Source organism: Microbacterium sp. MYb66, from assembly GCF_002979435.1.
Taxonomy (GTDB): domain Bacteria; phylum Actinomycetota; class Actinomycetes; order Actinomycetales; family Microbacteriaceae; genus Microbacterium.
The window spans coordinates 295,527-321,973 of record NZ_PCOV01000002.1; the positions used below are offsets into that span (position 1 = coordinate 295,527).

Sequence of the window (26,447 nt, forward strand, 5' to 3'; positions counted from 1 at the left end):
GATCCTCGACTCCCCCTCGCGGCGGATGCCCCGGCATCCTTCGTCATGGTGGGATGGGAGTCATGACCGACCACACAGCGGCCCCGCCCGTCCTCGCCCTTCGCGGGCTCCGCAAGCAGTTCGGGCCGAAGGTCGCCGTCGACAACCTCTCCCTCGACGTCCCCGCAGGCTCCATGCTCGGGCTGCTCGGCCCGAACGGCGCGGGCAAGACCACGACTCTCGCGATGACGACGGGCCTGCTGCGCCCCGATGCCGGAACCGCGTGGGTGCTCGGCGCGGACGTATGGCAGAACCCCGCCGAGGCGAAGGCGCGCATGGGTGTGCTCCCCGACGGCATCCGCATGCTCGACCGGCTCACCGGCGCGGAGCTGCTGCGCTACACCGGACTGCTGCGAGGAATGGCGGAGGCCGACGTGGTGTCGCGCACGGGCGACCTCCTCGAGGCGCTCGGCCTCACCGAAGCACGGGACACGCTCGTCGTCGACTACTCGGCGGGCATGCGCAAGAAGATCGGCCTGGCCTGCGCGCTGATCCACGCACCACGACTCCTCATCCTCGACGAGCCCCTGGAGGCCGTCGACCCCGTGTCGGGTGAGACCATTCGTCAGATCCTGCGGTCGTTCGTCGACGGCGGTGGCACCGTGGTGCTGTCCAGCCACGTGATGGAACTCGTGGAATCGATGTGCGATCGGGTCGCCATCGTGGCCGAGGGACGTCTCCTGGCCCACGGTCCCCTCGACGAGGTTCGGGCCGGCCTGTCGCTGCAACAGCGGTTCCTCACGCTCGTGGGGGCGCACGATCTCGGGACGGAGACGCTCGCATGGTTGCGCTCCTCGTAAGCCTGCGCTGGCGCCAGCTCCGCCACCAGCTGGGGCGCAACCCCTGGATGATCGTCACGCTGATCATCACCGGGATGATCGCGCTGGGCTTGCTGGGAGGCCTCACCGCAGGGCTCGTGGCGCTGCGGTTCGCGGCACCGGCCGCCGCCGTGACCGTCCTCATCCTCGCCGGCGCCGTGATCGTGCTCGGGTGGTGGATCGGCTCGATCTTCGTCAGTGCCGACGACTCCCTCGCGCCTGAGCGGTTCGCATTGCTGCCCGTGACCGCCCGCGCGATGCTGCCGGGATTGGTCGTCGCGGGCGCGACCACCATCGGCGGCATCGGGACCGCCGCCGCCCTGCTGCTGATGCTCCTCGGCTGGTCGGTGAGCCCGCTCGCGCTGGCCGCCGCGCTGGTCATGATCCCGGTCGCGGTCGTCACGTGCGTGCTCGGAGCCCGCGTCGTCAGCGGAGTGCTCGCGCACTGGCTGGCTCGGCGCAGCACCCGCGACCTGGTGCTGACGCTCGGCGTGCTGCTCGCGGCATCCTCCGGGCTGCTCCTCAACCTCGGGATCGGCGCGCTCACGACCGTGACCGATGTCGGCGGGTCCTTCACCGCGATCGCCGACGTCGTCGCCTGGACCCCCGTCGCCGCGGCGTTCGGCGTGCCGGGAGCACTCGCTCACGGCGACTTCGCGGCCGCGGGGTTGCGACTGCTGATCGCCCTCGCCACCGTGATCGCCCTGTGGCTCGCCGCGCAGGGACTGCTGGCCGCACGCCTCGTCGCTCCGATCCAGAGCAGCGGCGGCGGTCGGGTGCGCACCGGACGCCTGCTCGATCGGATGCTGCCCGCGAACCCGGCCGGCGCCATCGCGGCACGCTCGCTGCGGTACTACCGACGCGATCCCCGCCAGCTCGTCAACATCGTCATGCTCCTGCTGCTCCCGGCGATCTTCGTCGGCATAGCCCTCATGAACGGCCTCCAAGACGAGGCGATCGGCTTCGGGCCGGTCATCACCCTGATCCCGGCGATCAACGCCCTGCTCGCCGGAACGATCGTGCAGATGGCGATCGCCTACGACAACGACGCGGTCGCGCTCCATGTCCTCACGGGTGTCACGGGCGCCGCCGACCGTGCCGGGCGACTGCTCGGGTTCGGCCTGATCGCCGTTCCCGTGACGATCGCGTTGTGCGTGGCGACCTGCTTCCTCGCGGGGCGGCCCGATCTGCTGCCGGGGAGCATCGGGGCCTCGCTCGGTCTGACGGCGATCGCTGCAGGAGCCGGAGCCTGGGTGGGCGGATTCCTCCCCGGTCGGGCTCCCGCGCCGGAGGCGAATCCGTTCGGCCGCGGCTCGTCGGGCGGGGTGCAGTCGCTGCTCGCGATGATCATCATCGGGCCGATCACGCTGCTGCTCGGCGCCCCGGCATTCGGGTTCGCGATCGCCGGGATCTGGAATCCCGTGCTCGGCTGGGTCAGCCTCGTCCTCGGCCTCGTGATCGGTGCGCTCGTCCTGTGGGGCGGCACCGTGCTCGGAGGCAGCATCCTGAATCGACGCTGGCCCGAAGTGCTCGCCGAGGTGTCCAGCGAGAGCTAGCGTCGTTCAGGCTCCGGCAGCCAGCTCCTTGGCCCGCGCGAGGGCGGCGGCCGTGGCGTCGGCGAAAGTGCGGTCGAGGTGCGCGTCCTGCAGCACCGCGACGGCGCGCTCGGTCGTGCCCTTGGGGCTCGTGACACGGCGACGCAGCTCGGCGGGCACCTCACCCGAAGCATCCAGCAGAGCGGTCGCGCCGATGAAGGTGTGCTCCACCATCAGCCGGGAGTCCGCCTCGCTGAAGCCCATGCCGACGGCGGCCTTCGTGAACTCCTCGATCAGCAGGTACACGTAGGCGGGACCGGAACCGGAGATCGTGGAGAGTGCGTCGATCTGCGACTCCGGCACCTCGACCACCGCTCCGACCGTCTCGAAGAGACTGCGCACCAGGGCCAGGTCCTCGGTCGTGGCGGCGGCGCCGGCAGCGAGTCCCGTGACCCCCTTGCGCACGGTCGACGGCGTGTTCGGCATGGAACGGATGACACGAGCCTCCGCCCCGAGCACATCGGCGAAGGTCTGGAGTGTCACGCCCGCAGCGACGCTCACCACGATCGCGTCGGCAGCAAGGTGCGGTGCGATCTCGCGGAGCAGGTCGGGCACCATCGCCGGCTTCACGCCGACCAGCACGATGCGCGCCCCCGCCACTGCTTCGGCGTTGCCGTCCGGCCTCTCGGCGAGCGCGATGCTCGTGACGCCGTCGAGGTCGGAGAAGCTCTCCGCCTTCTCTGCAGAACGGTTGGTCGCGGTGATCCCACCCTCGATCCGGATGCCGGAGGCGACCACTCCGCGGAGGATCGCACCGCCCATCGATCCGGCACCGAGGAAAGCGAGCGAAGGAAGGGAGTCAGCCATGTCGTAATCCTACGGCGGGCGCTCCGATATCCCACGGCAGGCGGTTCTAGACTCAGATCATGAGTGCATCCGGAGGCAACAAGGCCATCGTCGCGGCGTTCCTGGCGAACCTCGGTATCGCCATCGCGAAGTTCATCGCCTGGGCACTCTCCGGCTCCGCCTCGATGCTCGCCGAGGCGATCCACTCCGTCGCCGACTCGGGCAACCAGCTGCTCCTGATGCTCGGCGGACGCAAGGCCGAGCGGGAGGCCGACCGCGCGCACCCGTTCGGCTACGGGCGCGAGCGGTACGTGTACGCGTTCGTCGTCTCGATCATCCTCTTCTCCGTCGGCGGCCTGTTCGCGATCTACGAGGGCGTCGACAAACTCACGAACCCGCACGAGCTCGACAAGACGTGGTGGTGGCTGCCGCTCGTCGTGCTCGTCATCGCGATCGGCCTCGAGTCGTTCTCGCTGCGCACCGCGGTCCGCGAGAGCAACCTGGTGCGGGAGAAGGGCCAGTCGTGGGTGTCGTTCGTGCGTCGTTCGAAGGCTCCCGAGCTGCCGGTGGTGCTGCTCGAAGACGTCGGCGCGCTGACCGGCCTCACGTTCGCGCTGCTCGGCGTCGGACTCACCCTCCTCACCGGCAACCCGGTCTTCGACGCCCTCGGCACCGTGATGATCGGCGTGCTGCTGGTGCTGATCGCGATCGTGCTGGGCGTCGAGACCAAGAGCCTGCTGGTCGGCGAAGGCGCCACTCCGGCCGATCACGACCGCATCGTCGACGCGATCAACGCCGGCGATGAGATCGAGAAGATCATCCACATGAAGACGCTCTACCTGGGTCCGGACGAGCTGATGGTGGCCGCGAAGATCGCGCTCAACGCAGACAAGCCGCTGCGCGAGGCGGCTGACGACATCAACGCGATCGAGGCGCGCATCCGCGAGGCGGTACCGGTCGCGCGCATCGTCTACATCGAGCCGGACGTCTATCGCCCCGCGATCGACCCCGAACCCTCGACCGACGTGTTCGTGCTCAAGTCGTCCGACTGATCCGGACCGGCGCGCTCAGCGACGCTGCTCGAAGAAGGTGCGCAGCAGTGCCGTCGCGGCATCCTCTTCGATCCCGCCGACGACTTCCGCACGATAGGGCAGTCGCCGGTCGCGAAGCACGTCGTACATCGAGCCCGCAGCTCCCGCCTTGTCATCCCAGGCGCCGAACACCACGCGGCCGATGCGGGCCTGCAGGATCGCCCCGGCGCACATGATGCACGGCTCGAGGGTCACCACGAGCGTGTGCCCTTCCAGGTTCCAGGAGCCGACGGAGGCCGCGGCACGGCGCAGCGCCTCGATCTCCGCGTGGCCGGTCGGATCGTGCGTGGCTTCGCGGGTGTTGCGTCCCTCGGCGATGATCCGTCCCGCGGGATCGACGACGACCGCGCCGACGGGGATCTCCGACGCCGCCGCCGCCTCGGCCGCGAGCCCGAGTGCGCGCTGCATCGCGAGGTCGTCGACAGCAGTCATGCGTCGAGCCTACGACAGCACCCGGCCAGGACTGCGGGAGCCGATGTCGTGACCGGCCCCGCGGCGCATTACCCTGTATCCATGCGTGTTCACGTGGCCGACCACCCTCTCATCACTCACAAGCTCTCGGTGCTGCGCGACGTGCGCACGCCGTCACCGGTCTTCCGGCAGCTCACGGAGGAGCTCGTCACGCTGCTCGCGTACGAGGCGACCCGCAGCGTGAAGGTCAGCCCGGTCGAGATCACCACTCCGGTGACGAAGACCATGGGCGTGAAGATCTCGGAGCCGCGGCCGATCGTGGTGCCCATCCTGCGTGCCGGACTCGGAATGCTCGAGGGCCTCGTCAAGCTGCTCCCGACCGCCGAGGTCGGATTCCTCGGGATGGTGCGCGATGAGGAGACGTTCGAACCGACGACCTACGCGGAGCGCCTCCCCGACGACCTCAGCGACCGCCAGTGCTTCGCCATCGACCCGATGCTCGCCACCGGCGGCTCGCTCGCCGCGGCGATCCAGTTCCTGTTCGACCGCGGCGCGAAAGACGTCACCGCCATCTGCCTGCTCGGGACCCCGGAAGGCGTCGCCGCGATCGAGGCGATGGCGGGCGACCGTGACGTGACCCTCGTGCTCGGCGCGCTCGACGAGCGTCTCAACGAGAAGGGGTACATCGTCCCCGGGCTCGGCGACGCCGGCGACCGGCTCTACGGCACGGTCTGATCGGGCACGCCCCGAGGCTGTCCGCCTCTCGGGTCGCGGGGAACTCGGTGCACGGCGTGACGTCGCCGGGACGGGCAGACCGACGCGGTCACACCTTCACCCGGTAGGCCCGTTCGTCGCCGAAGTGCCGGAAGCCGACCCTCCTCAGGATCGGAGCCGAGGTCGCGATGCGCCCCTTCACCAGGGCCGTCGTCGCGCCCCGTTCAGCGCTGGCCCGCAATCGTTCGGCGAGGACGGCCCGATAGGCGCCGTGACCTCGCGCCTCTGCCAGCGTGGCCGCACCCCAGAGCCGGGTGAATCCGTCGACGATGGTGGACCCGCCGGTGCTCACTGCGCGCCCGTCGAGGCGTCCCAGGACTCGCACGCCTGCTCCGGAATCCAGGTTCGACACGACCTCCTCGAGTTCGACACGGAGCCCGCCCTCGTCCAGGGCTGCCTGTTCCCACACGGGCACGTTGATCGCATCGACCTCACGAACCTGCGCGAGCGTGCTCACGATCTCGGCCGTGACGTTCGCGGGGACATCGACGTCGAGTTCGGCGATCCCGCCGGCGAGCACGGCAACCGTGTCGATGTGCTCGGCACCGCGCCGTCGCAGCTCATCTTCGAGATCGGGCGAGTCGGAGGGGTTGGTCCAGAACGTCAGCTGCGACTCCCCCCACGACCGTGTGCGCTCGATCGCGTGATCGAGCACCGCAGCTGCATTCCCCGAGGACCGGACCTGCGACGCGCGCACCCCGCCGCCGAACCGCGGCGGGTATCGCACCAGTTGCAGATGATCGTTCGCCTGCTCGCTGTCTCGGGGGAACCAGACCCATGCCGCCGAGGCGCGGAGAACGTCGTCGGGCGTGTGGATGCTCATTCCGCTGCTCCCACCAGACGGGCGAAGGCGCTGAGTCGGGCGACCCCCTCGGGGGTGTACGGCAGGTCGTCGAGCAGGGCGGGCGAGTGGATGAGGTAGGCGACGACCTGGGCGCGGGAGATCGCCACGTTGAGCCGATTCTGCAACAGCAGGAACTCCGGGCCCCGCGGGGCGTCCCGGCCGCTGGAGGCGGCGAGCGAGGTGATGGATACGACCGCCTCCTTGCCCTGGAAATTGTCGACCGTCCCGACGGGGACGTCGGGGAAGCCCGCCGCCGCGAGCGCATCGAGCACCAACTGCCGCTGCGCGTTGTACGGCGTCACAACGATGATGTCGGACTCCGTGAGGGGCCTGGCCGACGCCTCCGGATCGTTGTCGGTGAAGGTCCGTCCGATCAGATCTCCGACGAGCCGCACGACCTCGGCTGCTTCCTCCGGGGACTGGGTCGCGTTGCCCCGGTGTCGGAGGGGGATGACGTGCAGACCCGGATCGATGCCGTCGAGCGAACGGAGCTCGGTGCCGAGGGCCGACGCCAGCTGACCAGCATAGGCGAGCTTCGACACCGGGGCCGCGACGAAGGGATGCATCCGCCACGAACGTGCCAGGAAGTAACCGTATTCGGGCCGCACGACCGGGTCGCTGTCCATCACCCAGCCGAGCGCCGAGGTGTCCACCGGTTCGGGGTGGGCACCCTGACTCACCTGCGGCAGCTGCTGAGGGTCACCGAGGAGCAGCAGCCGCTTCGCCCCGGCTGCGACCGCGATGGTGGAGGCGAGCGAGAACTGCCCGGCCTCGTCGATCACCAGCAGGTCGAGGCCCGCCCGATCGACCCGCTGGGTGTTGCTGAAATCCCAGGCCGTGCCGCCGACGACGGCCCCCTCGTCGGCGTGCTCGGCGAGGAAGGGCGCCATGCCGTTCTTCGGGATCGCCGTGTACGGGGGTTCCGAACCCGGGTCCTTGGGCGCTTTCGCCACCTGCGCGGGCGCGACGCCGTCGGCGACGACCCGCGCCAGGAGAGTCTCGATGATCGCGTGCGACTGGGCGACGACGCCGATCTTGAAGCCGTGGTCGTTCACGAGCCGCGCGATCACTCGCGACCCGGTATAGGTCTTGCCCGTTCCCGGGGGGCCCTGCACCGCCAGATAGCTCCGGTCGAGGTCGAGGATGCCGCGCACGATCGCATCGATCGTGTCGTCCCCGGCAGCCGGCACCGTGCTTCCCGAGACCGTGCGCGGGGGGATCCTGCGCAGGATGTCGGTCGCAGCGTCTGCAGGGAAGCCCGGAGCCGCCGTGTGCACGGCGTCCGCCCACTCGTCGATCGCACCCTGCAGCGACACCACACGCGGGGGCGCGGCGGGTGTGAGCGCCAGCGGCAGCTCCTCCCAGGTCTGCCCCTGGACGGCCGATTCCGTGACGAGATAGCCGTCGTCGAGCACCTCGGTCACGGTGACCGTGTGCGGCACGTGGACGGCGCGCGACGGCGCCTCGGTGTCGAACGGCGCAGGCACCTCATAGAGGGCGAACGGCTGGGACCCCGCGCCGAGCGTGGTTCCCGGTGACACCTCGCCGCGGATCTCGAGGTCGCGGGACATCACCCGACGCCCCTCGCCGATGCTCCAGTCCCGGCGCACGGTCGACGACGGCCGGTCCACCCGAACCACGTCACGCGTTCCATCCCACATCGTCACCGGCTCGCGCAGGCGCTGGAAGTGCGACACCCAGAAGCTCTTCGCCTCGCGCGGGAAATAGTCGATGGCAGCGGCGGCGATGCGATGCACCAGACCGTCGCCGCCGGCCTCCACCGCCCGCTCGGCATCGGCGAGCAGCGCGACCGATCGCGGAGACGGCTCGTAGATGATCTCGTCGGCGTCGTCAGGCGGTGCGGGGGTCACGCCCTTCTGACGGGCGATGTCGATGAGCCAGTTGCGCAGTCTGCGTGTCGACACGCAGTCATAGCGGTTGTAGTCCGCGAGGTCTGCGAGCACCGCATCGGCTTCGACCCGCTCCCCCGCGGCGGCGAGCTCACGCGCCGCGACGTACTGGACGATCGAGTCGTCGCCCTTCTGCACGTCGCTGGTGCGCACGTCGTCGCCCATGTAGAGCGGTTCGAGCTTCTTGATCGAGTATGACCGGGAGCCGACCCGAACGGTCCGCAGCACGAGCGGGTAGAGGTCGACGAACACGCCCTCGCGCAGCAGCCGATCGACCTCGCCCTCACGCACGCCGTGCCGCGCGGCCATGGCCACGAGATGCGAGGTCTCGTACGGCGCGTAGTGGTAGATGTGCATGCCGGGGTGCGCGGCCCTGCGCACGTTCACGAAATCGAGAAAGGCCTCGAGGGCACGTTTCTCTTCAGCGAACGTGTGCGCCCACAGCGCCGAGTACTGGTCGGCGTTGTCGACCCAGCCGAACAGGTAGTCGATCCCCCAGTGCGCCTCCCCGTCCGGCGCGGGTTCGGTGTAGAGCGGATCACCTTCGAAGTCGAAGAAGATGTCACCGTGACTCGGCAGCGGAAGGGTGTGGATCGCCGCCGCGTAGTGCACGTCGAAGGTCGGCACCCCCTCGACGTCGGCGCGCAGCTGCAGACGAGCCTGAGCGCGGAGAGTCTCGAAGGTGTCGGCGTTCATACCCGTCGGAGCCTCGGATGCCTCGGCCAGCGCATCGATCGTCTCGATGCCGGATGCCCGCAGGCGTGCACGCTGCACCGGGCGCATCCGGGCGACCATCAGCAGGTCTCGGTGGGCGAGCACCTGCTCTTCGCACGTCGCACACCGGCCGCAGGCCACGATCTGGAGGTCGCCGCGGTCGTCGCCCCAGGCGAGGGGGGCTCCGGTCGCACCGTCGGCGACGGCCCGATCGGCGATGAGGGCGCGCAGTCGCGCCCGCCGCACCTGGAACAGCGGCAGAAGGTCGTCGACGGCATGCGTGCTGAGGCTGCTGTCTCCGAGGATCAGGTCGACCTCGTCGGAGCGCGGGATGCCGAGACGGTCGAGCTGATCGACATATGCCGCGAGCTGCATGAGGGCGGTGACCCGAGCCTTGCGCGCCAGCTTCGAGTCCTGCACACGCCAGCGGCCGTCGTCGTCTTTGCGGAGGAAGTCGGCGAATCCGACGAACTCGTCGGTGGCGAACGCCGCCTGGAACACGACCAGCGCGTCCGAGCGCAATGCGTTCACCGTCTCGTCGATCGCGGCGGCCAACGCCTCGGAGTCGACCGAGGAGACCTTCTCGACGCGGTGGACCTTCGCTTCGCCGAGGTCGTCGATGTATCGGGCGAGCACGTTCTGCTCGTGCACGTCTCCCAGCTGTGCCGCGCGCTTCAGGGTCGCGTCTTCCGGCTCCTCGACCGCGGGCACCCGTCCCAGTTTCGCGTCGATCGCGCGACACCATGCGAACTCGCATTCGGCGGCCGCTTTGAGGTCGCTCGCGCTCCAGATGACGCGCTGCGCCTGAGTGTCGATCCGCACGATGCTCCCGTTCTGTCGGATGCTTCGACACTATCCGCGGCATCCGACACGGGCGAAGCGGGAAGCCGCTTCTGTGGAGCGTTCAGCGCCACCAGGTGTCGTCGGGCGTGACCGGCAGATGCCGCTTGTGCTGCGTCGCGAGGTAACGCGCCTCGATACGGCCCGCGACGTCGGCGTCGACCTCACGACCCTCGAGGAAGTCGTCGATCTGCTCGTAGGTGAGGCCGAGCTCGTCCTCGTCGGCGCGGCCGGGCTGGCCGTCGAGCAGGTCGGCCGTCGGCACCTTGAACGCGAGCCGATCCGGAGCGTCGAGGAACTGCAGCAGCGAGCGCCCCTGCCGCTTGCTGAGTCCGGACAGCGGCAGGATGTCGGCCGCCCCGTCGCCGAACTTCGTGTAGAAACCCGTGACGGCCTCCGCGGCGTGGTCCGTACCGATCACCAGCATCCCGTCATGGCCGGCGAGTGCGTACTGGGTGACCATGCGCACGCGCGCTTTGATGTTGCCCCGGTTGAAGTCGCTGATATCACTCGTGACCGCGAACTCGATGTCCTCCTCGACCCCGTCGACGCCGTTCTGGATGTTGACCTCGACCGAGGAGTCGGGCGCGATGAACCCGAGGGCGGCCTCCGCGTCCGAGGCGTCGTGCTGCACGCGATATGGCAGCCGCACGGCGAGGAATCTCGCTTCGCCGCCCTCGGCTCGCACCCGCTCGACCGCGAGCTGTGCGAGTCGCCCGGCCAACGTCGAATCCTGCCCCCCGGAGATGCCGAGCACGAAGCCTCGCGCACCGGTCCCGCGGAGATAGTCGACGAGGAACCCGACGCGGCGCTCGACCTCGGTCTCGGGGTCGATCTCGGGCCGCACGCCGAGGTCTTCAGAGATCTGCTGCTGCAACGACATGTCATCCTCCGGTCTTGTCCTCGAATCAGTATCACCCCTCCGTGTTACACCCGGGTGACGCCGCGGCGTTCGGATGCTCCTGCCAGTCGCGACCTGAGAGAATGGGGCAGTGAAACTCCTCCTCGCTGCTCTCGCTTCCGAACTGTCCGCATTCCCGGAGGAGCTCGACGGCTTCGACCGTCTCGTGACCGGTCCCGGCAAGCTGCAGGCGACGTACGCCTTGACCCGCGCGCTCGACGCCAACGTCTACGACGAGATCGTGGTCGTCGGCACGGCGGGCGCGATCGATCCCGATCTCGAGGCGACGGTGCACGAGGTCGGCACCGCCTTCCAGCACGATGTGACCGACCTCGACGGCGTCTCGGGTCAGCATGTCTCGCTGCCGGCGCGCGTCTCGACCGGGCGCGAGGGCGTGCTGATCGCGACGGGTGACCACTTCGTCGAGGATGCCGAGGTCACCGCCGTGATCCGTCCGTCCGGAGCGGCGCTGGTCGACATGGAGACCTACGCCTACATCTGGGTGGCAGGGCAATTCGATGTGCCGATCCGCGTGTTCCGGGCCGTCTCGGACCAGGCCGAGGACGGCGCGCTCACCGACTGGCGTGAGGCCGTCGCCCGGTGCAGTGTGCAGCTGCGCGAGTTCATCCGCACCGAGTACGGGGTCTGAACCCCGCCCGACGGCCACGATCCTCCTCGCCTCAGCGAGCCTCGATCAGGCTGGGCCCGTTCGGCAGCGCCCGCACCGTGAGCTGCGCCGGGATCTGCTCCTGCATGGCCTCGACGTGACTGATGACTCCGACCGTGCGGCCTCCCTGACGCAGTTCGTCGAGCGTGCGCATGGCGACGTCGAGGGTGTCGCCGTCGAGGGATCCGAAACCTTCGTCGATGAAGAGCGTGTCGAGGCGGATGCCGCCGGCCCGCGCCGTCACGACCTCCGCCAGACCGAGGGCGAGGGCGAGCGAGGTGAGGAAGGTCTCGCCTCCCGACAGGGACTGCGGCGGTCGGGTCTGCCCCGTGAACGCGTCGAACACCACGATGCCGAGGCCGGAGGCGGCCCCTCGGGCGGCGAGCGCATCGGAGTGCTGCAGCTGGAAGCGCCCCGTCGACATGTCGTGCAGTCGACGGTTCGCCGCCTCCACGATCTCTTCGAGCTCGGCGGCGAGGACGAACGTCTCCAGTGTCATCTTGCGCGTGTTGGCTCCGCGACCCGCGATCGTGTCGGCGAGGTTCTGCAGTACCTCGAACTCGGCGGCGGCGTCGGCGGTGCGCGCGTGCTCGGTCGCCGCGGACTCGATCAGCGCCCCGAGTCGTTCGGCAGCCCCCTTGGCGCGCGCCGCCTCGTCGACGGCGGTCGTCCAGATCGCGCGGGCAGCTGCCGACGCCTGCTCGGCGGGAGCGAGGTCGATGGGGTCTTCGGGCAGCGTCCGCAGTTCCAGATCGAACAGGATGGCCCGTTCCTTCTCCCGCTGCACCGCGTGCTGCGCGATCGTCGTCTCGAGTGCCTCCTGCGTCGACGCCGAGCGCAGCGCGACTTCGGCAGCGGCCGCGTCGTCGAACACGGAATCGGCGAGCGCCGCATCCCGCTCGGCTTCTGCTTCCGCGAGAGCCTGCGTCCTGCGCACGCGCTCCGCCACCGCCTCGGCCAGGGCCCGCGCCGCGACGATCTTCGCCTCCGTGTCCTCGATCCGGCCGGCGACCGTGTCGAAGTCGCCCCGAGCCTCGGCGATCAGCTCGTGAGCCTCCGCGCTCCGTTGCCGTAGGAGAGCCAGGTGCTCCCGCGCCTGCGCGAGGGCCGCGGCGTCCGCGGACTTCTCGGCCTCGAGTCGTCCGACGCGGGCGAGGAGTTCGCCGAGCTGCGAATCGAGCCGACGCAGCTGCTCCGCCGCCGCGAGACTGACGTCGCGCGCGGCGACGGCTGCGGCGTACTCGGTCTCGGCCTGCTCTCTGCTACGCCCATCGGCACGAGCCGCGACCGCTGCCAGCTCCGCACGCAGGGCCGATGCGGTCGAAGCCAGCTCGCGCTCGCGCTGCGCGGCCGCGTCTCGGGCCTCCTCTGCGCGGGTGATGTCCTCCGGTGAGACGGGGTCGGAGTGGGTGGCGGGTGCCGGATGCTCGATCGCGCCGCAGACGGGACAGGGGTGTCCGCGTCGAAGGCTCGATGCGAGTTCTCCGGCCATCCCGTCGGTTCGACGCTGCCGCAACCGGGCGAGTTCCGTCTGCGCGGAGGCGTGTGCGGCCGTGGCCTCGGTGAGCTCGATCTCGGCCGAGGCCTGCACGGCTTTCAGCCGCTCTTCCTCGTCTGCTGCCCTGCGTCGCGTCTCCGCGGTATCCAGCGCCGCCTTCAGGTCGTCCGCGCGGTCGGCCAAACGGCGGGCCTCGTCGCGCTCGGCTGTCAGGGCAGCGGTCGCCGCCGGGAGGGAGGCACGCTCCGCTTCCCCCGCTTCGATACGCGCGGCCACGTCTGCGACGGCGTTCTCGGCCGACTGGAGGTCGGCCTCGAGCCTCGGCGCCTGCGTCTCCAGATCGCGCGCCCGCTCCCAGGCACCACTCTCCCTGGTTCGCGCAGCCGCCCACGCTTCGAGGTCTTCTTCGACGGGGATGCCGAAGACATCCCACACCTCGCGCGCCGATCGCTCCTTCTCCACCGCATCCGCCGCGGCGCTCTGCGCGCGCTGCGCAGCGATGATCGTCGATCGCAGCACCTCGGCCGCGCGCGCGGCCGAGAGCTCCTCGCGAGCCTCGTCGATCGCCGGCGTCTCCGCATCGAGTCGCTCGATCGCCGCACGCGCGCGATCGCGTTCGCGCTGAGCATGCTGCTCCTCGCGGGTCGATGCGAGTTCGGCATCGGCGTCCGCGGATCGCTGCTGTGCATCCGCCTGGTCGGAGGCTCGGCGCTCCGCACGGTAATCGGCACGCGCCTTCGCTCGACGAAGGGATTCGAGCCGCTCATCGACCGACGACGGGGCCGTCTCCGACGAAGGCGCCGCCTCATCTTCCGCGTCTGGGGACAGCTCCTCGTCGGCCACCAGACGCTCGGCCTCCCCGACACGAGCGTCGACCGTGGCGAGTCGGGCCCCGAGAGCCTGCTGCGCTTCCCGGCGACGGTCGTCGAATCGCGCCTGCACGTCTTCGAAACGCTGGGTGCCGAACAACCGGCGCAGCAGCACCTGTCGGTCTCTGCTGCCGGCGAGCAGGAACTCGGAGAACCGGTTCTGGGCCAGCAGGATTACCTGGAGGAACTGCTCGCGACTGAGCTGCAGGATCTCGTCGAGCTCGTTGCCGACGTCGACCGCCCGCGCCGCACGGCCGACCCACCCGGATTCGGTCCACTCGTCGAGCGCGACGGCCGCAGCCTGCTTCGTCATGCCTCCGCCACGCTTGGCCGGCCGGAGGTACTCCGGCGACCGGGTCACGCGGAAGCGCCCCGACGGCGTGCTGAACTCGACGACCACCTCGGACGGGTCGTCCGGCTCGCAGTGGTCGCTCCGGAGCCGCTTCTCGCCGCCGTCGTACCGCGGCACTCCGCCGTAGAGGCCGAAGCAGACGGCGTCGAGGATGCTCGACTTGCCGGCGCCCGTGCGACCGGCGATCAGGAAGATGCCGTCGTCGGCGAAAGCATCGAAGTCGACGGCCTGCCGCGAGCGGAAGGGTCCGAACCCCTCGACCTCCAGGCGATGCAGACGCATCTAGACGAGCGCCTCGGCGCGCACCCGCTCGTCGAGCACCGCGCGGATCAACTCGTTCTCGACCTCGGTCGGTCCGTGGCCCGCCCTGACGTGCTCGAGGAAGGCCTCGATGCGGTCTGCATCGGTGACGGCGGCGCGCAGCCGCTGCACATACGATCGCTCGCCGGCCTCGGCGGTGATCTCAGGCTGGTGCTGGACCATGGCGCAGAAGGGGTAGCTCTCGCGCAGGCGGCGCATCGGCTCGGCCTGCGGCACGGAGTCGGTGTAGATCGCGCAGACCCAGTCGCCGGCGTGCTCGGCCACCAGCGCGGTGGACAGGATCTCTTCGAGCGTTCCCGTGAGCGTGACGAGCCTGCGAGGCACCGGCAGCTCGATCCATTCGACCGAAGCCAGGCCGTCGGCGTCGAGCTCGACGAGCCAGGACCCGCGCGGCTTGTGCTGCTCCCCGAAGCTGTAGTGCAGGGGAGCCCCGGCGTAGCGCACGCGATCACTGATCTGCTGCCGTCCGTGGATGTGTCCGAGGGCAACATAGTCGGGGCCGTCGAAGACGCTGAGCGGGACGACGTCGAGCCCGCCCTGGCGCACCTCGCGCTCGAGTCCGACCGTCGCGTCGACGCCGGCGGCGAAACAATGCGCGATCGCCACCGATCGGCCCTCGTGTGCGCCCATGCCGGCGCGGACCAGGTCCATCGCATGAGCCATGGTCTGCGCCTGCGTGCGCAGCTGGCGTCCGGAGCTGTCGCCCTCGGGCCAGTGCTGGCGGACGATCGCCGGCTCGAGGTAGGGGATGCCGAAGAAGTGCACCGGTCCGTCGGCGTCGGCCACCGTCACCGGCACGCCCACGGCGAGGGGATCGGTCAGCACGTGGATGCCCTCGCGCAGCAGCCGGGCCTGGAAGCCGAGCCGTGCGGCGGAATCGTGGTTGCCGCTCGTCACGATGACGCGGGCGCCCGTCTCATGCAGCGCCACCAGCGCGTCGCCGAGCAGCGTGTAGGCGGCAGCGGACGGCGTCGCAGAGTCGAAGACGTCTCCCGCGACGACCACGACGTCGACCGCATTCCGGCGCACCTGCTCCGTGAGCGCGCCCAGCACCTCGGCCAGGGCGTCCATGGTCGAGTTGCCATGGAACGTCCGGCCGATATGCCAGTCGGAGGTGTGCAGGATTCGCATACTCACACGGTACGAACCACCTCCGACATTCCGTCCGAGGCGTGCCGCGGCATCCGTTCCTGGCCCGAGGATCATCGGGGCCGCGCCTCGGAGCGGATGCCGCGGCGTCGTCTCAGTGCGCAGCGACGGTCGGCTCCACCTGCGCCGGCATCAGCTCCTCCTTCGTGCCGCGCACCAGGAGGATCGCGATCAGGGAGGCGGCGACCATGAAGATCGCCGCGACGACGAAGGTCCAGCCGTAGGCGTCGGTCAGCTGCGTGGGCGTGACGTCGGTCTGCGCGCGGCCGCCGACGGACGCCGCGTACACGGCGGTGAACACGGACAGCCCGATCGACCCGCCGATCTGCATGGCGGAGTTCGCCATGGCGGAGGCGACCCCGGCATCGTGCGGGGCGACCCCGGTCAGCGCCAGGTTCTGGAGAGGGATGAAGATGAACGCCATGCCGACGCCGAGGGCCACGAGCGCCGGGGCGACCTGCAGGAAGTACGAGCCGTCCGGGGTGATGCCCGAGAGGTAGATCATTCCGCCGGCGGCGAGCAGCGGTCCGACGATGAGCATCGGGCGCGGGCCGATCACGGGCAGCAGCCTGGTCGCGATCGGCGCGATGACCATGGTCGCGATCGGCAGCGGCAGGGTGGCGATCCCCGCGTGGAAGGCCCCCATGCCGAGCACGAACTGCAGGTGGAACGTGAGGTACATCGTGGCGCCGATCATGATGGCTCCGGCGACGCCCTGGATGAGGAACGCCCCACCCCGGACGCGATCGGCGACGATCCGCAACGGCAGCAGCGGCTGCGCGACCCGGCTCTCGATCCAGACGAAGACCGCGAGCAGGACGACGCCGAGCACCACGAATGTGATCGTCAGCGGATCGCCCCATCCGTGCTCGGCCAGGCTGAACCCGTAGACGAGTGCGCCGAGCCCGAGGGTCACCGTGATGGTCCCCCAGACGTCGTACCGGTTCTCCCCCTCGGCCTTGCTCTCGGCGAGGAAGAGAGCACCTCCGATGAGCCCGATCGCGACGAAGAAGAGGTTCACGAAGAGACACCAGCGCCAGTCGGCGAACTCGGTGAGCAGGCCCCCGAGGAGGAGCCCCACCGCCGCACCCGTCCCGGCCACCGTGCCGAACACCGCGAAGGCCGTGTTGCGATCGCGGCCGGACGGGAAGGTCACCGTGAGCAATGCCAGCGCGGCCGGGGCCAGGAGAGCCGCGAAGACTCCTTGGAGCCCGCGGGCGAGGATGAGCTCCCATCCCTGTTGAGCGAATCCGCCGTAGAGCGATGCCGCACCGAATCCGATCATGCCGATCATGAAGATGCGTTTGCGTCCGATGTAGTCGGCGAGGCGGCCGCCGAAGAGCAGGAGGGCGCCGAACGCGAGGGCGTAGGCCGTGACGACCCACTGCCGCTGCCCGTCGGAGAGGCCGAGAGATGCCTGTGCGCGCGGAAGCGCGATGCTCACGATGGTGCCGTCGAGCACGACGACGAGCTGGGTGAGGGAGATGACGATGAGTGCCCACCACCGGGAACGTGGATGGGCGCGCAGGGACGAAGACATGGAAAAACCTCCGGTGTCTGATGAGGATGCCGGAGGTTTCGAGCCTCGGATCAGCCCGCCTCTCGGCGCCTGACCACCTCAGCCGACGGGGCTGAGCAGAACTACATTCTATCGCATGATGTTCGAGGAGGAAGCGGAAGGTCCCCTGACCCACCCTCGTCGCGACGATCGGCACGCGGTGATGCGAGATGCATCGTGCACCTTCACCTGTGCGGCGTGCGGGGCTGCGCGATGCGAGATCAGGGCTGCCCTCCGCCCGACAGGTGCCGGCTTGCCCCGCCGGCTGAGGGTTGTGCCCGCCTCGTCGTGACTACCGACTTCCGCTCTCCTCCTCGAGGTCGTTCGACCAGTTCGCCTGCTGGATCCGGTTGTCGAGCTCCCGCAGCTCCTGCGCGACGGTGTCGGCCCCCGATCGCAGCTGCGCGACCGGAAGCGCCGAGACCTGCCGCAGCTCCGACCGCATCTGGCGTAGGTACTGGTCGTTCGATCCGGATGCCGCCGCAGCCGCATCCGTCAACACAGAGTGGCGTAGACGCAGCACGTCACGGGCGGCGAGCGCATCCGTCATCGTGCCGTCCGCGCCGAGATCGAGCCGCGCGTTGGTCGCGTTGATGCGTCGGATCAGGTCGCGCAGCTGCGTCAGCGCGGCGTCCGCTTCGACGATGAGCGCCGCGGCGTCCTCGGCCGGCTCCTCACCCTCCTGGTAGCGGGCGTTCGCGACGATGCGGGCGCGCAGCTGCTCGATGCGGCGCTGCAGATCGGCGCGTGCGGTGAGGGCCTCGGCGAGTTTCATGGCCTCATCCTCGCAGCAGGTGCCCGTAACACGGCGTCACACAGCGGGCGAGTCAGCGCGAGCGCAGCAGCGGAGCGTGCTCGGGGTGCGCGGAGAACCAGTCTGCGACGTACCAGCAGACGGCGTCGACCTTGCGGTCTCCGCGCTCCTCGATATCGGCCACCGCCCCCTCGACGACCTTCCCGGCGTAGCCGTTGCCGCGGAAAGTCGGGACGGTGAAAGCTCTGGTGAGAGCGATCGTGTGACCATCGTCGCGATAGTCGAGCACGCTCACGAGCTTGCCGTCGCGCATGAGCGTGTAGCGCGACGCATCCTTCTCATCGGTCAGGAGGAAACCGCCGACAGTGTGCGAGATCGTCATTCGAGCTACGTTACGCCCGCTGCGAGCGCCCGGGCGTTTTGACATGAGGGGTCACGATCGGACATAATCCCCCCATGACCACCAACGCAAGCCCTTTGTCCGCCCAGGAGGCGAACAGGACTGCCGGGATGATGATGCCCGGTCGCGTTGGCATGTGTTGCCGAATGTGTCGCTGAACGAACAGCCACCCCGCCTGACCTGAACTCCTCGCCATCTGCGAGGTCAGTGTCACCGAGCATCCACCCTTTGCTCGCTTCCCGGCTCCGCCGGTCATTCATGCAACGCATCAGAGCCCCGCTCGATTCGGGCTCACGTCCTGAGGACTCATCATCATGTCGAACACCGTACTTCTCGAGCGTCCCGCCACCACCGCCGCGATCCGCACCCAGCCCGACGCCGCCGCTCCGCTGGCCACCGCCGGAGCCGACCTCCCCGCCGTCCGCTCGCCGCGCGGCTTCGCCCTCTACGTCGGTCTGGACGAGATCAAGGCCGCCGAAGCCGGCGTCAGCCTCCCCCTCCTCGTCGACGCACTGCGTCGCACCCTCGCCGAGCTCGCGCCGGGTGCCGAGACCCACGCCACCGTCGCCCTCGCACCGCACGGCTCCGGAGGACGCGACCTCGACGTCGTCCGCCTCGCCCTGCAGGAGCCGGGCGCGATCGCCCGCACCAAGGCCGCGGCCGAGGAGGACACCACGGAGGAGGAGAGCGGCGTCACCGTCGACATCTCCCGCAAGCGCGTCCTGATCGACGGAGAGTCCGCCGCCTTCACGTACAAGGAGTTCGAGCTGCTGCAGTACCTCGTCCTTCGCGAGGGTCGCACGATCGAGCGCAGCGAACTGGTCTCCGCTCTCTGGCAGGCACAGGACGACGAGACCCCCGGCGAGCGCACCATCGACGTCCACGTGCGCCGTCTGCGCGCGAAGCTCGGCCGCTACGAGGACATCGTCCGCACGGTGCGCGGCATCGGCTACCGTTTCGACCGGCACGCCGACGTCGTCATCCGTTACGGCCACGGCACCCCCTCGCCCGACCGCTTCTGAGTCCGGGCCACGCGCGCGTGGTTCACGATCCAGGAGCATCGCGCCCGCAGCAGCTCCTCCCCCGGCTGTGCGCCGCCCCGCGCGCAGGGTTCCTGAGGGTGTGAGCACTGCGCGGACATCGACCGGTCGACCCGGTGTCAGGGCCGGCGCGTAGGGTGGGCGCATGACCCTGACAGCGGACTCCGCACCGGCTGACGCCGCTCGCGCGGACCTCGCTCGGGAGACCGTCTATCGTCCGCCGCACGACCTCGACCTCCACCGCACCGTCGGCATGCTCCGCCGCGGCCGCAACGACCCGACCATGGTCATCGACAGCCCCGTGCTCTGGCGTGCGATGCGAACTCCCCATGGGCCGACCAGCCTCGCGCTGCGGATGATCGGCCAGGAGGTGCACGCGACCGCGTGGGGGCCGGGCGCCGATGCCGCGCTCGCCCTCGTGCCCGCACTCTGCGGCGCGCACGACGACGCCGGGGACTTCGACGCGTCGCTTCATCCGCTCGTCGCCGAGTCGGCGCGCCGCAATCCCGGCCTGCGCCTGACGCGCACCGACGAGGTGTTCGACGCGCTCGCGTGCGCGATCATCGAGCAGAAGGTCACCGGCATGCAGGCCTTCGGCGCCTGGCGGTGGCTGGTATCCCGCTACGGCGAGCGAGCACCCGGCCCGACGCCGCGCCCGATGTTCGCAGCGCCCTCCCCCGAAGAGTGGTTCCGCATCCCGTCGTGGGCCTGGCACCGTGCCGGGGTGGAGCCGCCGCAGTCCCGCACCATCGTGCGCGCCGCGGCACGCGGCGATCGCGTCGCACGCGCCGTGCGGGACGCCGCCGACGGGGCCGGCCGCGACCGTGTGCTCACCAGCCTTCCCGGCGTGGGGGTCTGGACCTCGGCTGAGACCCGCATCCGCTCGCTCGGCGATCCGGATGCCGTCAGCGTCGGCGACTACCACCTCGCGCACGAGGTCGGTTTCGCCCTCACGGGAAAGCGCACGGACGACGACGGGATGGTCGAGCTCCTCGCCCCGTGGACCGGTCAGCGGCAGCGCGTCATCCGTCTCCTCTTCGCCAGCGGTGTGCACGAGCCGCGCCGGGGTCCTCGTCTCGCGCCGGAAGACCATCGCCACCGCTGACGCCGCGGCCTAAGCTGGGGCCATGTCCCGTACCGCGCTGCGCATCTCCGTCACCGTCGGCCTGCTGATCGTCGGCGTCGTGGTCGGGCTGATCTTCCAGAACGTCTGGCTGGGCGTGCTGCTCGCAGCGATCGTGTGGCTCGGCTGGTTCCTCGGCTACGAGTCCCGCCGCGGGAACAACGCAGGCGTCAACGACGAGGATCACGGCATCGAGCTCTGACAGCCGGCGCCTCAGTAGTAGACCGCGAGCGGGCCGGAGGGCCCCTCGATCACGCGGACAGGGGTGTCGAACACCCGCGTGAGCACGTCGTCGGTCATGATCTCGGTCGGCGGGCCGAACTCCACGACCGCGCCGTCCTTCATGGCGCAGATGTGGTCGGCGTAATGGCCGGCGAAATTGATGTCGTGCAGCACGATGACGATCGTGCGCCCGAGCTCGTCCGCCGCCCGCCGCAGGTGCTTCATCATCTGCACGGCGTGCCGCAGGTCGAGGTTGTTCAGCGGCTCGTCGAGCAGCACGAACTCGGTGTCCTGTGCCAGGACCATCGCGACGTACGCGCGTTGACGCTGTCCGCCGGAGAGCTCGTCGAGGTAGCGACTCTCCAAGGCGCCGAGGTCGAGGAAGTCGATCGCGCGGCTGATGATCTCCTCGTCGGCCCTGTTCAGGCGCCCCTTCGAATGCGGGAAGCGTCCGAAGCCGACGAGTTGGCGCACGGTGAGCCGAGTGACGAAATGGTTCTCCTGCCGCAGGATCGACACGACCTTCGCGAGGTCCTTCGACCTGGTCGATGCCACGTCGAGGCCGGCGATCTCGATCGCACCGGCATCCATCCCGCTCAGGCGCCCGATCATGGTGAGCAGCGTGGACTTGCCCGCGCCGTTCGGTCCGATCAGCGCCGTGATGCCGCCGGCGGGGATCTCGAGGTCGACGGGGCCGATCGCGACCTCGCTGCTGTAGTCCCGGCGGACGCCGTCGAGTGCGATCACAGCCTGCCCTTTCTGAGGATGACGATGAGGAACACGGTGCCGCCGACCAGCTCGATCAGGATCGATACCATCCCCTGCGCGTAGAAGATGTTCTTCATCACGAAGGAGGCTCCCGCGAGGATCGTGAAGGCCGTGAGCACCGCGACGGGGAAGATCAGCCGATGGTCGTGGGTGTCGGCGAACTGGTACGCGAGGGTCGCCACGAGGAAGCCGAGGAACGTCATCGGCCCGACCAGCGCGGTCGACGTCGCCATCAGCACCGCGACGAGGAACAGCACGATGAACAGCTCCCGGCGGTGGTCCAGGCCCAGCGAGCGGGCCGCATCCGGTCCGAGGGCCATCAGGTCGAGCCGGCGCGAGCGTACCCACAACAGGGCGGATGCCGCCACCACGAGCGGGATCGCCAGCGGAAGGTAGGAGGCGTCCGCATTCGACACGTTGCCGAACAGGCGCGCGGCGAGCACGTCGAACTCGCTGGGGGTCAGCAGGCGCTGCATGAAGGTCGCGATCGCGCCGAGGCCGCCCCCGATCACGATGCCGACCAGGAGCATGATCTGCAGGTTGCCGTACCGTCCCGAGAGCAGCCATCCGTACAGCGCTACGGCGAGCCCCACCATGATCGCCACCTGGATCGCGAACTGCCCGATGCCCTGGATCGCCACGAGTCCGGCCACCCCGAACAAGTAGACGGTCGAGGTCTGCACGACGCGGTACAGGGACTCGAAGCCCATGATCGACGGTGTGATGATGCGGTTGTTGGTGACGGTCTGAAAGCTCACCGTCGCGATCGCCTGGGCGACCGCGACGAGCGCCATCACGGTGACGTCGGTGGCGCGGTGCTGCGCGATGCGCCAGAACCCGGTCGACCCGACGGGCATCGGGTTGCCCCAGGCGAGCAACCCGAAACCCGAGCCGACGGTGAGAGCGAGCAGGATGCCGAGCACGATCAGATAGCGCCTGCGCGCACGCGGGGTCGTGAACGAGCCGGTCGATCGAACCGCGACTCCCGCCGTCGCGTCGCTCGCCACGCCGCTAGCCACGTCGGCGCTGCCTGAGCAGGAGGAGCACGAAGACCACGGCACCGACGACGCCGAGAATCAGCGAAACCGGCACCTCGAACGGCATGATGATCGTGCGCCCGATGATGTCGCACACCGTGACGATCGCGATGCCGAGCAGGCACACCCACGGCAGGTTGCTGCGTAGATCGTCTCCGCGCACCATCGAGACGATGTTGGGCACGATCAGTCCCAGGAAGGGGAGGTTGCCCACGACCACCGTGACGACGCCGGTCGTCACCGCGATCAGCACCGTCCCGAGGAGGATGATCCGGTTGTAGTTCACGCCCACGTTCGTGGCGATCTCCTCGCCGAGCCCCGCGATGGTCAGCCGGTCGGCCACGAGGAACACGATCACTCCGATGACGGCGACGATCCACAGCATCTCGTACTGCCCGCGCATCACCGAGGTGAAGCTGCCGGCGAACCAGACGCCGATGATCTGCAGCGAGTTGGTGACCAGCGCGAGGTACGTCGACAGTGCACCGACGACGGCGCCCAGCATGATGCCCACGATCGGGACGATGAGCGACGACCTGAGGGCCACGCGCCGGAGGAAGGCGAAGAACACCATCGTGCCGACGAAGGCCGCGAGCACGGCACCGGCCATGCGCAGCGGGAGCGAAGGCTGGGGCACGAGGATCATGACCATCAGGAGCCCGAGCCCCGCCCACTCCGTGGTTCCGGTGGTCGTCGGCTCGACGAAGCGGTTCTGGGTGAGCAGCTGCATCACGAGACCGGCCATCGCCATCGAGGCACCGGCGAGCACGAGTGCGATCGTGCGGGGCACGCGCGTGATCTGGAACATCTGGGCACCGTCGTCCGCGCCCGCGACGTCGTACACCCCTGTGAAGAGCGAGATCACGAGCAGCACGGCGACGATGAGCACGCCGACGAGCAGCTTCACGTCGAAGAGCCGCCCGGCATGACGGGGCGGCGGAGCGATGTCGGTGGAGAGCATGATGGCGGTGCGGCGGCATCCGGATCATCCGGATGCCGCCGCGCGACGTCAGTTCGTCGCGCTCTTCTCGAGGGCGTCGGCGAGGTCGTTCAGGAACGTCGTGTACGTCTGGATGCCCTCGTTCAGGTAGGTGTCGGTGGGCATGTAGACGATCTGCTCGTCCTTCACCGCGGTGACTCCGGCGAGCGCCTCGGAGCTCTCCAGGATCTCGGCCGCCTGCACGTAGTCGGGGGTCTCGGCGGCGAACACGGCGTCGCGATCGAGCACGAGGATCCAGTCGGGATTCGAGGCGGCGATCGCCTCGACCGAGATCTCATCACCCTGATGGTCGTCGGTCGCATCGTCGACCTCGAGTGCGGGAGTGAGGCCGAGGATGTCGTAGATCGGACCGAGCGAGCGCCCGACGGTCGGGGCGAGGTAGCCGATCTCGCCGCCGGAGGTGTTCACGGCCATGACCGTGTCGGCGTCGTCGTAGGCGGCCTTGGCGCGTTCGACCGCGGCGTCGAAGTCGTCGACGAGCTTCTTCGCCTCGTCCTGCTTGCCGAAGACCTCGCCGAGCGCGGTGACCTGACGCTTGAGCTCCTCGTCGAAGGGCTCGCCCTCGCGCGGCTCGAGGTCGATGATCGTGGCGTCCGGCACGAGGTCGGCGATGGCGGCGTTGTGCTGAGTGAAGCGCTGACCGCTGATGATGAGGTCGGGCTCCACGGCGACGACCGCTTCGAGGTTCGGCTCGCTGTGCAGTCCGATGTCGACGATCTCATCGTCCTTCACGTAGGACACGGTCTCGGGCATGAGGGCGACCGCCCCGGCGGAGAGTTCCACACCCCAGTCGGAGAGCGTCTGGAAGGTGCGGTTGTCGAGAGCGACGACGGATGCCGGAGGAGTCGCGATCTCGTGCGTGCCGGTGTTGTCCTCGATCGTGACGGACGCGGCGGCCGGTTCGGTCTTCTCGGGTTCCGCCGTGCTGCCGGAGGCGCAGCCGGCGAGGGCGAGGAGGCCGACGAGTGCGGCGCTCGTGGCGGTGAGGGTTCTGGGCACGGACATGGAGAGACTCCTGTTCTGCGGGATCGTCGCGCACACGAAGGGGCGCCGGACAGCGAGGTTAGGACACCCTTCCCTCGCTTTATTTAGGTTAGCCTTACTTTATGAGCGATACGAAATCCGGCTTCTCGATCGAGCGACGCGGCCTCGAGCTGCGCTTCCGCAACGTGACCCTGAGCGCACGCGAATGGCTGGCACCGGACTTCGTGCGCGTACGGCTGACGGGTTCCGACCTCGCCGGCTTCGACTCCCTCGGCTCCGACGACCACATGCGACTGTTCTTCCCCGCAGGGCCGGTCGGCTCGGTCGAGGAGCTGCGCGCGGCCCCGAGCCGGGAGTACACCCCGCTGGCCTGGGGCGAGGACTGGCTCGACGTCGAGTTCGCCGTGCACGGTGATCAGGGCGTCGCCGCTCCATGGGCCGCGACCGCGCCGCTCGGATCCGCGATCGGCGTCGGCGGCCCCCGCGGGTCGGCCGTGCTGGTCGGCGAGCCCGATGCATGGCTGCTCGTGGGCGACGAGACGGCGATCCCCGCGATCCGCCGCTTCGCCGCGCGGATCCCCTCCGGCACCCCGGCACGCATCGTCGTGGAGACGGTCAATCAAGGCCGCGAGTTCGACATCGAGGCGCCGGTCGACATCGAGTGGCTGCACCGCGGCACGGCGCCGTCCGGCTCCGCCCTCATCGCTTTCCTCGAAGACCTGACCGCCGAGGACGCCGTGGGCTCCGATCCGTTCGTCTTCATCGCTGCCGAGCAGTCGATCGTCAAGCCGGGCAGGGCGCTGCTCGATCGCTGGGGCGTCGATGCCGCGAACGCCGTGGTCAAGGGCTACTGGAAGCGCGACGAGGCCGAATACCACGCTCCGCACTGACCCTGCCTCCGACGCCGCCGCTCTCTTGTCGGTGGAGGTGAGTACCGTGGTTCACGCCGTGGTCTCTCGCTGTCTCGAGGTTGGAGTGCTCATGAAAGGTGACCGCCTGCAGCAGTGCGCGCGCGACCGCGCCGATGAACTGCCGGGATCTCGTCTCGAGCATCCCTTCGGTCCGGAATGGGACGTGTTCAAGGTGCGCGACAAGGTGTTCATGCTGCTCACCGCGGTCACCGGAGCGGAGATCGTGACCCTCAAGGCGGCGCCCGAAGACGGCGACGCGCTTCGCCGGCAGTTCGATGACATCACCCCCGGCTATCACATGAACAAGAAGCACTGGATCACACTCCGCCCGGGCGGGAAGCTGCCGCCGGATCTCGTCCGGGAGCTGGTGACCGAGTCGTACCTCCTCGTCGTGGAGAACCTCCCCCGTCGCCAACGGCCCGTCGACCCCGCCAGCTTCGGGAAGATCGTCCCCTGACCCTGTCGGACCCTTCTGCAACACTGGGGGCATGGCTCTTCTGGATCATCTGGGCATCACCGTCGACGACCTCGAGCGCAGCCGGGCGCGGTTCCATCCTGTCCTCACCGCTCTCGGGTATCGGAGCGGGGGCGCGAACGATCATTCGATCTCATGGAACAACGGCGACGAGACCGAGATCATCCTCTACACCTGGGATGAAGACTCCACCCCGCATCGGCATGGCCGCATCGGCTGGCAGCACATCGCCTTCGCCGTCCCGTCGCGGGACGAGGTCGAACGCCTGCACACGATCGCGCTGGATGCGGGGTGGACAGCCGTCCGCGAGCCCAAGGAGTACCCGCGCTACTCGGATCGGTACTACGCCTCGTTCGTCGAAGACGCCGACGGCATCCGGATCGAGTTCATGTATAACCCGCCGCGCGAGACGGCTTGACTCCCGGGCGTGTCGCGCCCTAGTGTGGCAAAGCTGTGCCGATCGGCGCAGCACGCCGGCCGAGGAGTCGACGGATGACCGCCCAGCGGAACCTTCCCATCGCAGCGGTGTTGCCGTTTCAGCAGAAGCGCAATGACCGCTACGAGTCGTACCCTCCGGCGCGCGCCGTGTGACAGCA

The 26,447-nt window shown here is 69.4% G+C and carries 25 protein-coding genes; 11 read left to right on the forward strand and 14 right to left on the reverse strand.

Translation table 11 applies throughout. The annotated features are described in order from the left end of the window. Nucleotides 1-62: 62 nt before the first annotated feature. Nucleotides 63-839 carry an ABC transporter ATP-binding protein gene (locus CQ045_RS05265; RefSeq protein WP_105722168.1) on the forward strand — a complete coding sequence of 259 codons (777 nt, stop codon included), beginning with the start codon at nt 63-65 and terminating at the stop codon, nt 837-839. Beyond that, nucleotides 821-2,413, forward strand: a complete 1,593-nt coding sequence (locus CQ045_RS05270; RefSeq protein ID WP_105721625.1) for a hypothetical protein — start codon at nt 821-823, stop codon at nt 2,411-2,413. Before CQ045_RS05265 ends, CQ045_RS05270 begins: the two co-directional genes overlap by 19 nt. A 6-nt stretch (nt 2,414-2,419) precedes the next feature. Here the strand turns inward: CQ045_RS05270 and proC are convergent, their stop codons facing one another. Further along, nucleotides 2,420-3,259 carry a pyrroline-5-carboxylate reductase gene (proC, locus tag CQ045_RS05275; RefSeq protein ID WP_105721626.1) on the reverse strand — a complete coding sequence of 280 codons (840 nt, stop codon included), beginning with the start codon at nt 3,257-3,259 and terminating at the stop codon, nt 2,420-2,422. A gap of 59 nt (nt 3,260-3,318) precedes the next feature. On the opposite strand from proC, the gene CQ045_RS05280 reads away from it, so the two are divergent. Then, nucleotides 3,319-4,290 (forward strand): cation diffusion facilitator family transporter, encoded by a 972-nt coding sequence (locus tag CQ045_RS05280; protein ID WP_105721627.1) that lies wholly within the window; start codon nt 3,319-3,321, stop codon nt 4,288-4,290. 15 nt (nt 4,291-4,305) lie between these two features. Here the strand turns inward: CQ045_RS05280 and tadA are convergent, their stop codons facing one another. Then, entirely contained in the window at nt 4,306-4,761 is a 456-nt protein-coding gene (gene tadA / locus CQ045_RS05285; protein WP_105721628.1) for a tRNA adenosine(34) deaminase TadA, read from the reverse strand. A gap of 81 nt (nt 4,762-4,842) precedes the next feature. On the opposite strand from tadA, the gene upp reads away from it, so the two are divergent. Continuing rightward, entirely contained in the window at nt 4,843-5,475 is a 633-nt protein-coding gene (upp, locus tag CQ045_RS05290; protein WP_105721629.1) for a uracil phosphoribosyltransferase, read from the forward strand. A gap of 88 nt (nt 5,476-5,563) precedes the next feature. On the opposite strand, the gene CQ045_RS05295 is transcribed toward upp, so the two are convergent. From CQ045_RS05295 to nadE, 3 genes are all read right to left on the reverse strand, one after another. After that, nucleotides 5,564-6,337 (reverse strand): GNAT family N-acetyltransferase, encoded by a 774-nt coding sequence (locus tag CQ045_RS05295; protein ID WP_105721630.1) that lies wholly within the window; start codon nt 6,335-6,337, stop codon nt 5,564-5,566. Beyond that, nucleotides 6,334-9,804 (reverse strand): bifunctional RecB family nuclease/DEAD/DEAH box helicase, encoded by a 3,471-nt coding sequence (locus CQ045_RS05300; RefSeq protein WP_105721631.1) that lies wholly within the window; start codon nt 9,802-9,804, stop codon nt 6,334-6,336. Before CQ045_RS05300 ends, CQ045_RS05295 begins: the two co-directional genes overlap by 4 nt. Nucleotides 9,805-9,886: 82 nt before the next feature. After that, nucleotides 9,887-10,705, reverse strand: a complete 819-nt coding sequence (gene nadE, locus CQ045_RS05305; RefSeq protein WP_105721632.1) for an ammonia-dependent NAD(+) synthetase — start codon at nt 10,703-10,705, stop codon at nt 9,887-9,889. A 109-nt stretch (nt 10,706-10,814) separates the two neighbouring features. Between nadE and CQ045_RS05310 the strand changes: the two genes are divergently transcribed. After that, a complete protein-coding gene (locus CQ045_RS05310; RefSeq protein ID WP_105721633.1) occupies nt 10,815-11,372 on the forward strand; it encodes a nucleoside phosphorylase in 558 nt (185 codons plus the stop codon). A gap of 31 nt (nt 11,373-11,403) precedes the next feature. Here the strand turns inward: CQ045_RS05310 and CQ045_RS05315 are convergent, their stop codons facing one another. The 5 genes from CQ045_RS05315 to CQ045_RS05335 all read right to left on the reverse strand — a co-directional run bounded on the left by CQ045_RS05315 (nt 11,404) and on the right by CQ045_RS05335 (nt 18,273). Then, the gene (locus CQ045_RS05315; protein ID WP_105721634.1) at nt 11,404-14,391 is read right to left on the reverse strand and encodes an AAA family ATPase; all 2,988 of its coding nucleotides are present in this window, start codon (nt 14,389-14,391) and stop codon (nt 11,404-11,406) included. Next, nucleotides 14,392-15,561: an exonuclease SbcCD subunit D gene (locus CQ045_RS05320; RefSeq protein WP_105721635.1), complete on the reverse strand. Its 1,170-nt coding sequence runs from the start codon at nt 15,559-15,561 to the stop codon at nt 14,392-14,394. A gap of 112 nt (nt 15,562-15,673) precedes the next feature. After that, nucleotides 15,674-17,119: an MFS transporter gene (locus CQ045_RS05325; RefSeq protein ID WP_105721636.1), complete on the reverse strand. Its 1,446-nt coding sequence runs from the start codon at nt 17,117-17,119 to the stop codon at nt 15,674-15,676. Nucleotides 17,120-17,429: 310 nt separating this feature from the next. Continuing rightward, on the reverse strand, nt 17,430-17,912 hold the full coding sequence (locus CQ045_RS05330; RefSeq protein WP_105721637.1) for a DIP1984 family protein: 483 nt from the start codon (nt 17,910-17,912) through the stop codon (nt 17,430-17,432). A gap of 52 nt (nt 17,913-17,964) precedes the next feature. Continuing rightward, nucleotides 17,965-18,273 (reverse strand): GNAT family N-acetyltransferase, encoded by a 309-nt coding sequence (locus CQ045_RS05335; protein WP_105721638.1) that lies wholly within the window; start codon nt 18,271-18,273, stop codon nt 17,965-17,967. A gap of 332 nt (nt 18,274-18,605) precedes the next feature. On the opposite strand from CQ045_RS05335, the gene CQ045_RS05340 reads away from it, so the two are divergent. From CQ045_RS05340 to CQ045_RS05350, 3 genes are all read left to right on the forward strand, one after another. Then, complete coding sequence (locus tag CQ045_RS05340; protein WP_105721639.1) at nt 18,606-19,313, forward strand: winged helix-turn-helix domain-containing protein; 708 nt, start codon at nt 18,606-18,608, stop codon at nt 19,311-19,313. A gap of 163 nt (nt 19,314-19,476) precedes the next feature. Then, nucleotides 19,477-20,436 carry a DNA-3-methyladenine glycosylase gene (locus CQ045_RS05345; protein ID WP_105721640.1) on the forward strand — a complete coding sequence of 320 codons (960 nt, stop codon included), beginning with the start codon at nt 19,477-19,479 and terminating at the stop codon, nt 20,434-20,436. Between the two features lie 22 nt (nt 20,437-20,458). Then, nucleotides 20,459-20,656: a hypothetical protein gene (locus tag CQ045_RS05350; protein ID WP_105721641.1), complete on the forward strand. Its 198-nt coding sequence runs from the start codon at nt 20,459-20,461 to the stop codon at nt 20,654-20,656. Nucleotides 20,657-20,667: 11 nt separating this feature from the next. Here CQ045_RS05350 and CQ045_RS05355 read toward each other — a convergent pair whose 3' ends face one another. From CQ045_RS05355 to CQ045_RS05370, 4 genes are read right to left on the reverse strand one after another with little or no spacing between them, the layout of a single operon-like run. Next, nucleotides 20,668-21,423 carry an ABC transporter ATP-binding protein gene (locus tag CQ045_RS05355; protein ID WP_105721642.1) on the reverse strand — a complete coding sequence of 252 codons (756 nt, stop codon included), beginning with the start codon at nt 21,421-21,423 and terminating at the stop codon, nt 20,668-20,670. After that, nucleotides 21,420-22,451, reverse strand: a complete 1,032-nt coding sequence (locus CQ045_RS05360) for an iron chelate uptake ABC transporter family permease subunit (protein ID WP_105721643.1) — start codon at nt 22,449-22,451, stop codon at nt 21,420-21,422. Before CQ045_RS05360 ends, CQ045_RS05355 begins: the two co-directional genes overlap by 4 nt. 4 nt (nt 22,452-22,455) lie before the next feature. Beyond that, a complete protein-coding gene (locus CQ045_RS05365; RefSeq protein WP_105721644.1) occupies nt 22,456-23,442 on the reverse strand; it encodes an ABC transporter permease in 987 nt (328 codons plus the stop codon). Nucleotides 23,443-23,490: 48 nt separating this feature from the next. Then, nucleotides 23,491-24,486 (reverse strand): siderophore ABC transporter substrate-binding protein, encoded by a 996-nt coding sequence (locus CQ045_RS05370; protein WP_105721645.1) that lies wholly within the window; start codon nt 24,484-24,486, stop codon nt 23,491-23,493. Between the two features lie 101 nt (nt 24,487-24,587). On the opposite strand from CQ045_RS05370, the gene CQ045_RS05375 reads away from it, so the two are divergent. The 3 genes from CQ045_RS05375 to CQ045_RS05385 all read left to right on the forward strand — a co-directional run bounded on the left by CQ045_RS05375 (nt 24,588) and on the right by CQ045_RS05385 (nt 26,269). Continuing rightward, nucleotides 24,588-25,355 (forward strand): siderophore-interacting protein, encoded by a 768-nt coding sequence (locus CQ045_RS05375; protein WP_105721646.1) that lies wholly within the window; start codon nt 24,588-24,590, stop codon nt 25,353-25,355. 91 nt (nt 25,356-25,446) lie between these two features. After that, nucleotides 25,447-25,833, forward strand: coding sequence for an MmcQ/YjbR family DNA-binding protein (locus CQ045_RS05380; RefSeq protein ID WP_105721647.1), 387 nt, complete (start codon nt 25,447-25,449; stop codon nt 25,831-25,833). 31 nt (nt 25,834-25,864) lie between these two features. Continuing rightward, complete coding sequence (locus CQ045_RS05385; RefSeq protein ID WP_105721648.1) at nt 25,865-26,269, forward strand: VOC family protein; 405 nt, start codon at nt 25,865-25,867, stop codon at nt 26,267-26,269. Nucleotides 26,270-26,447 lie beyond the last annotated feature (178 nt).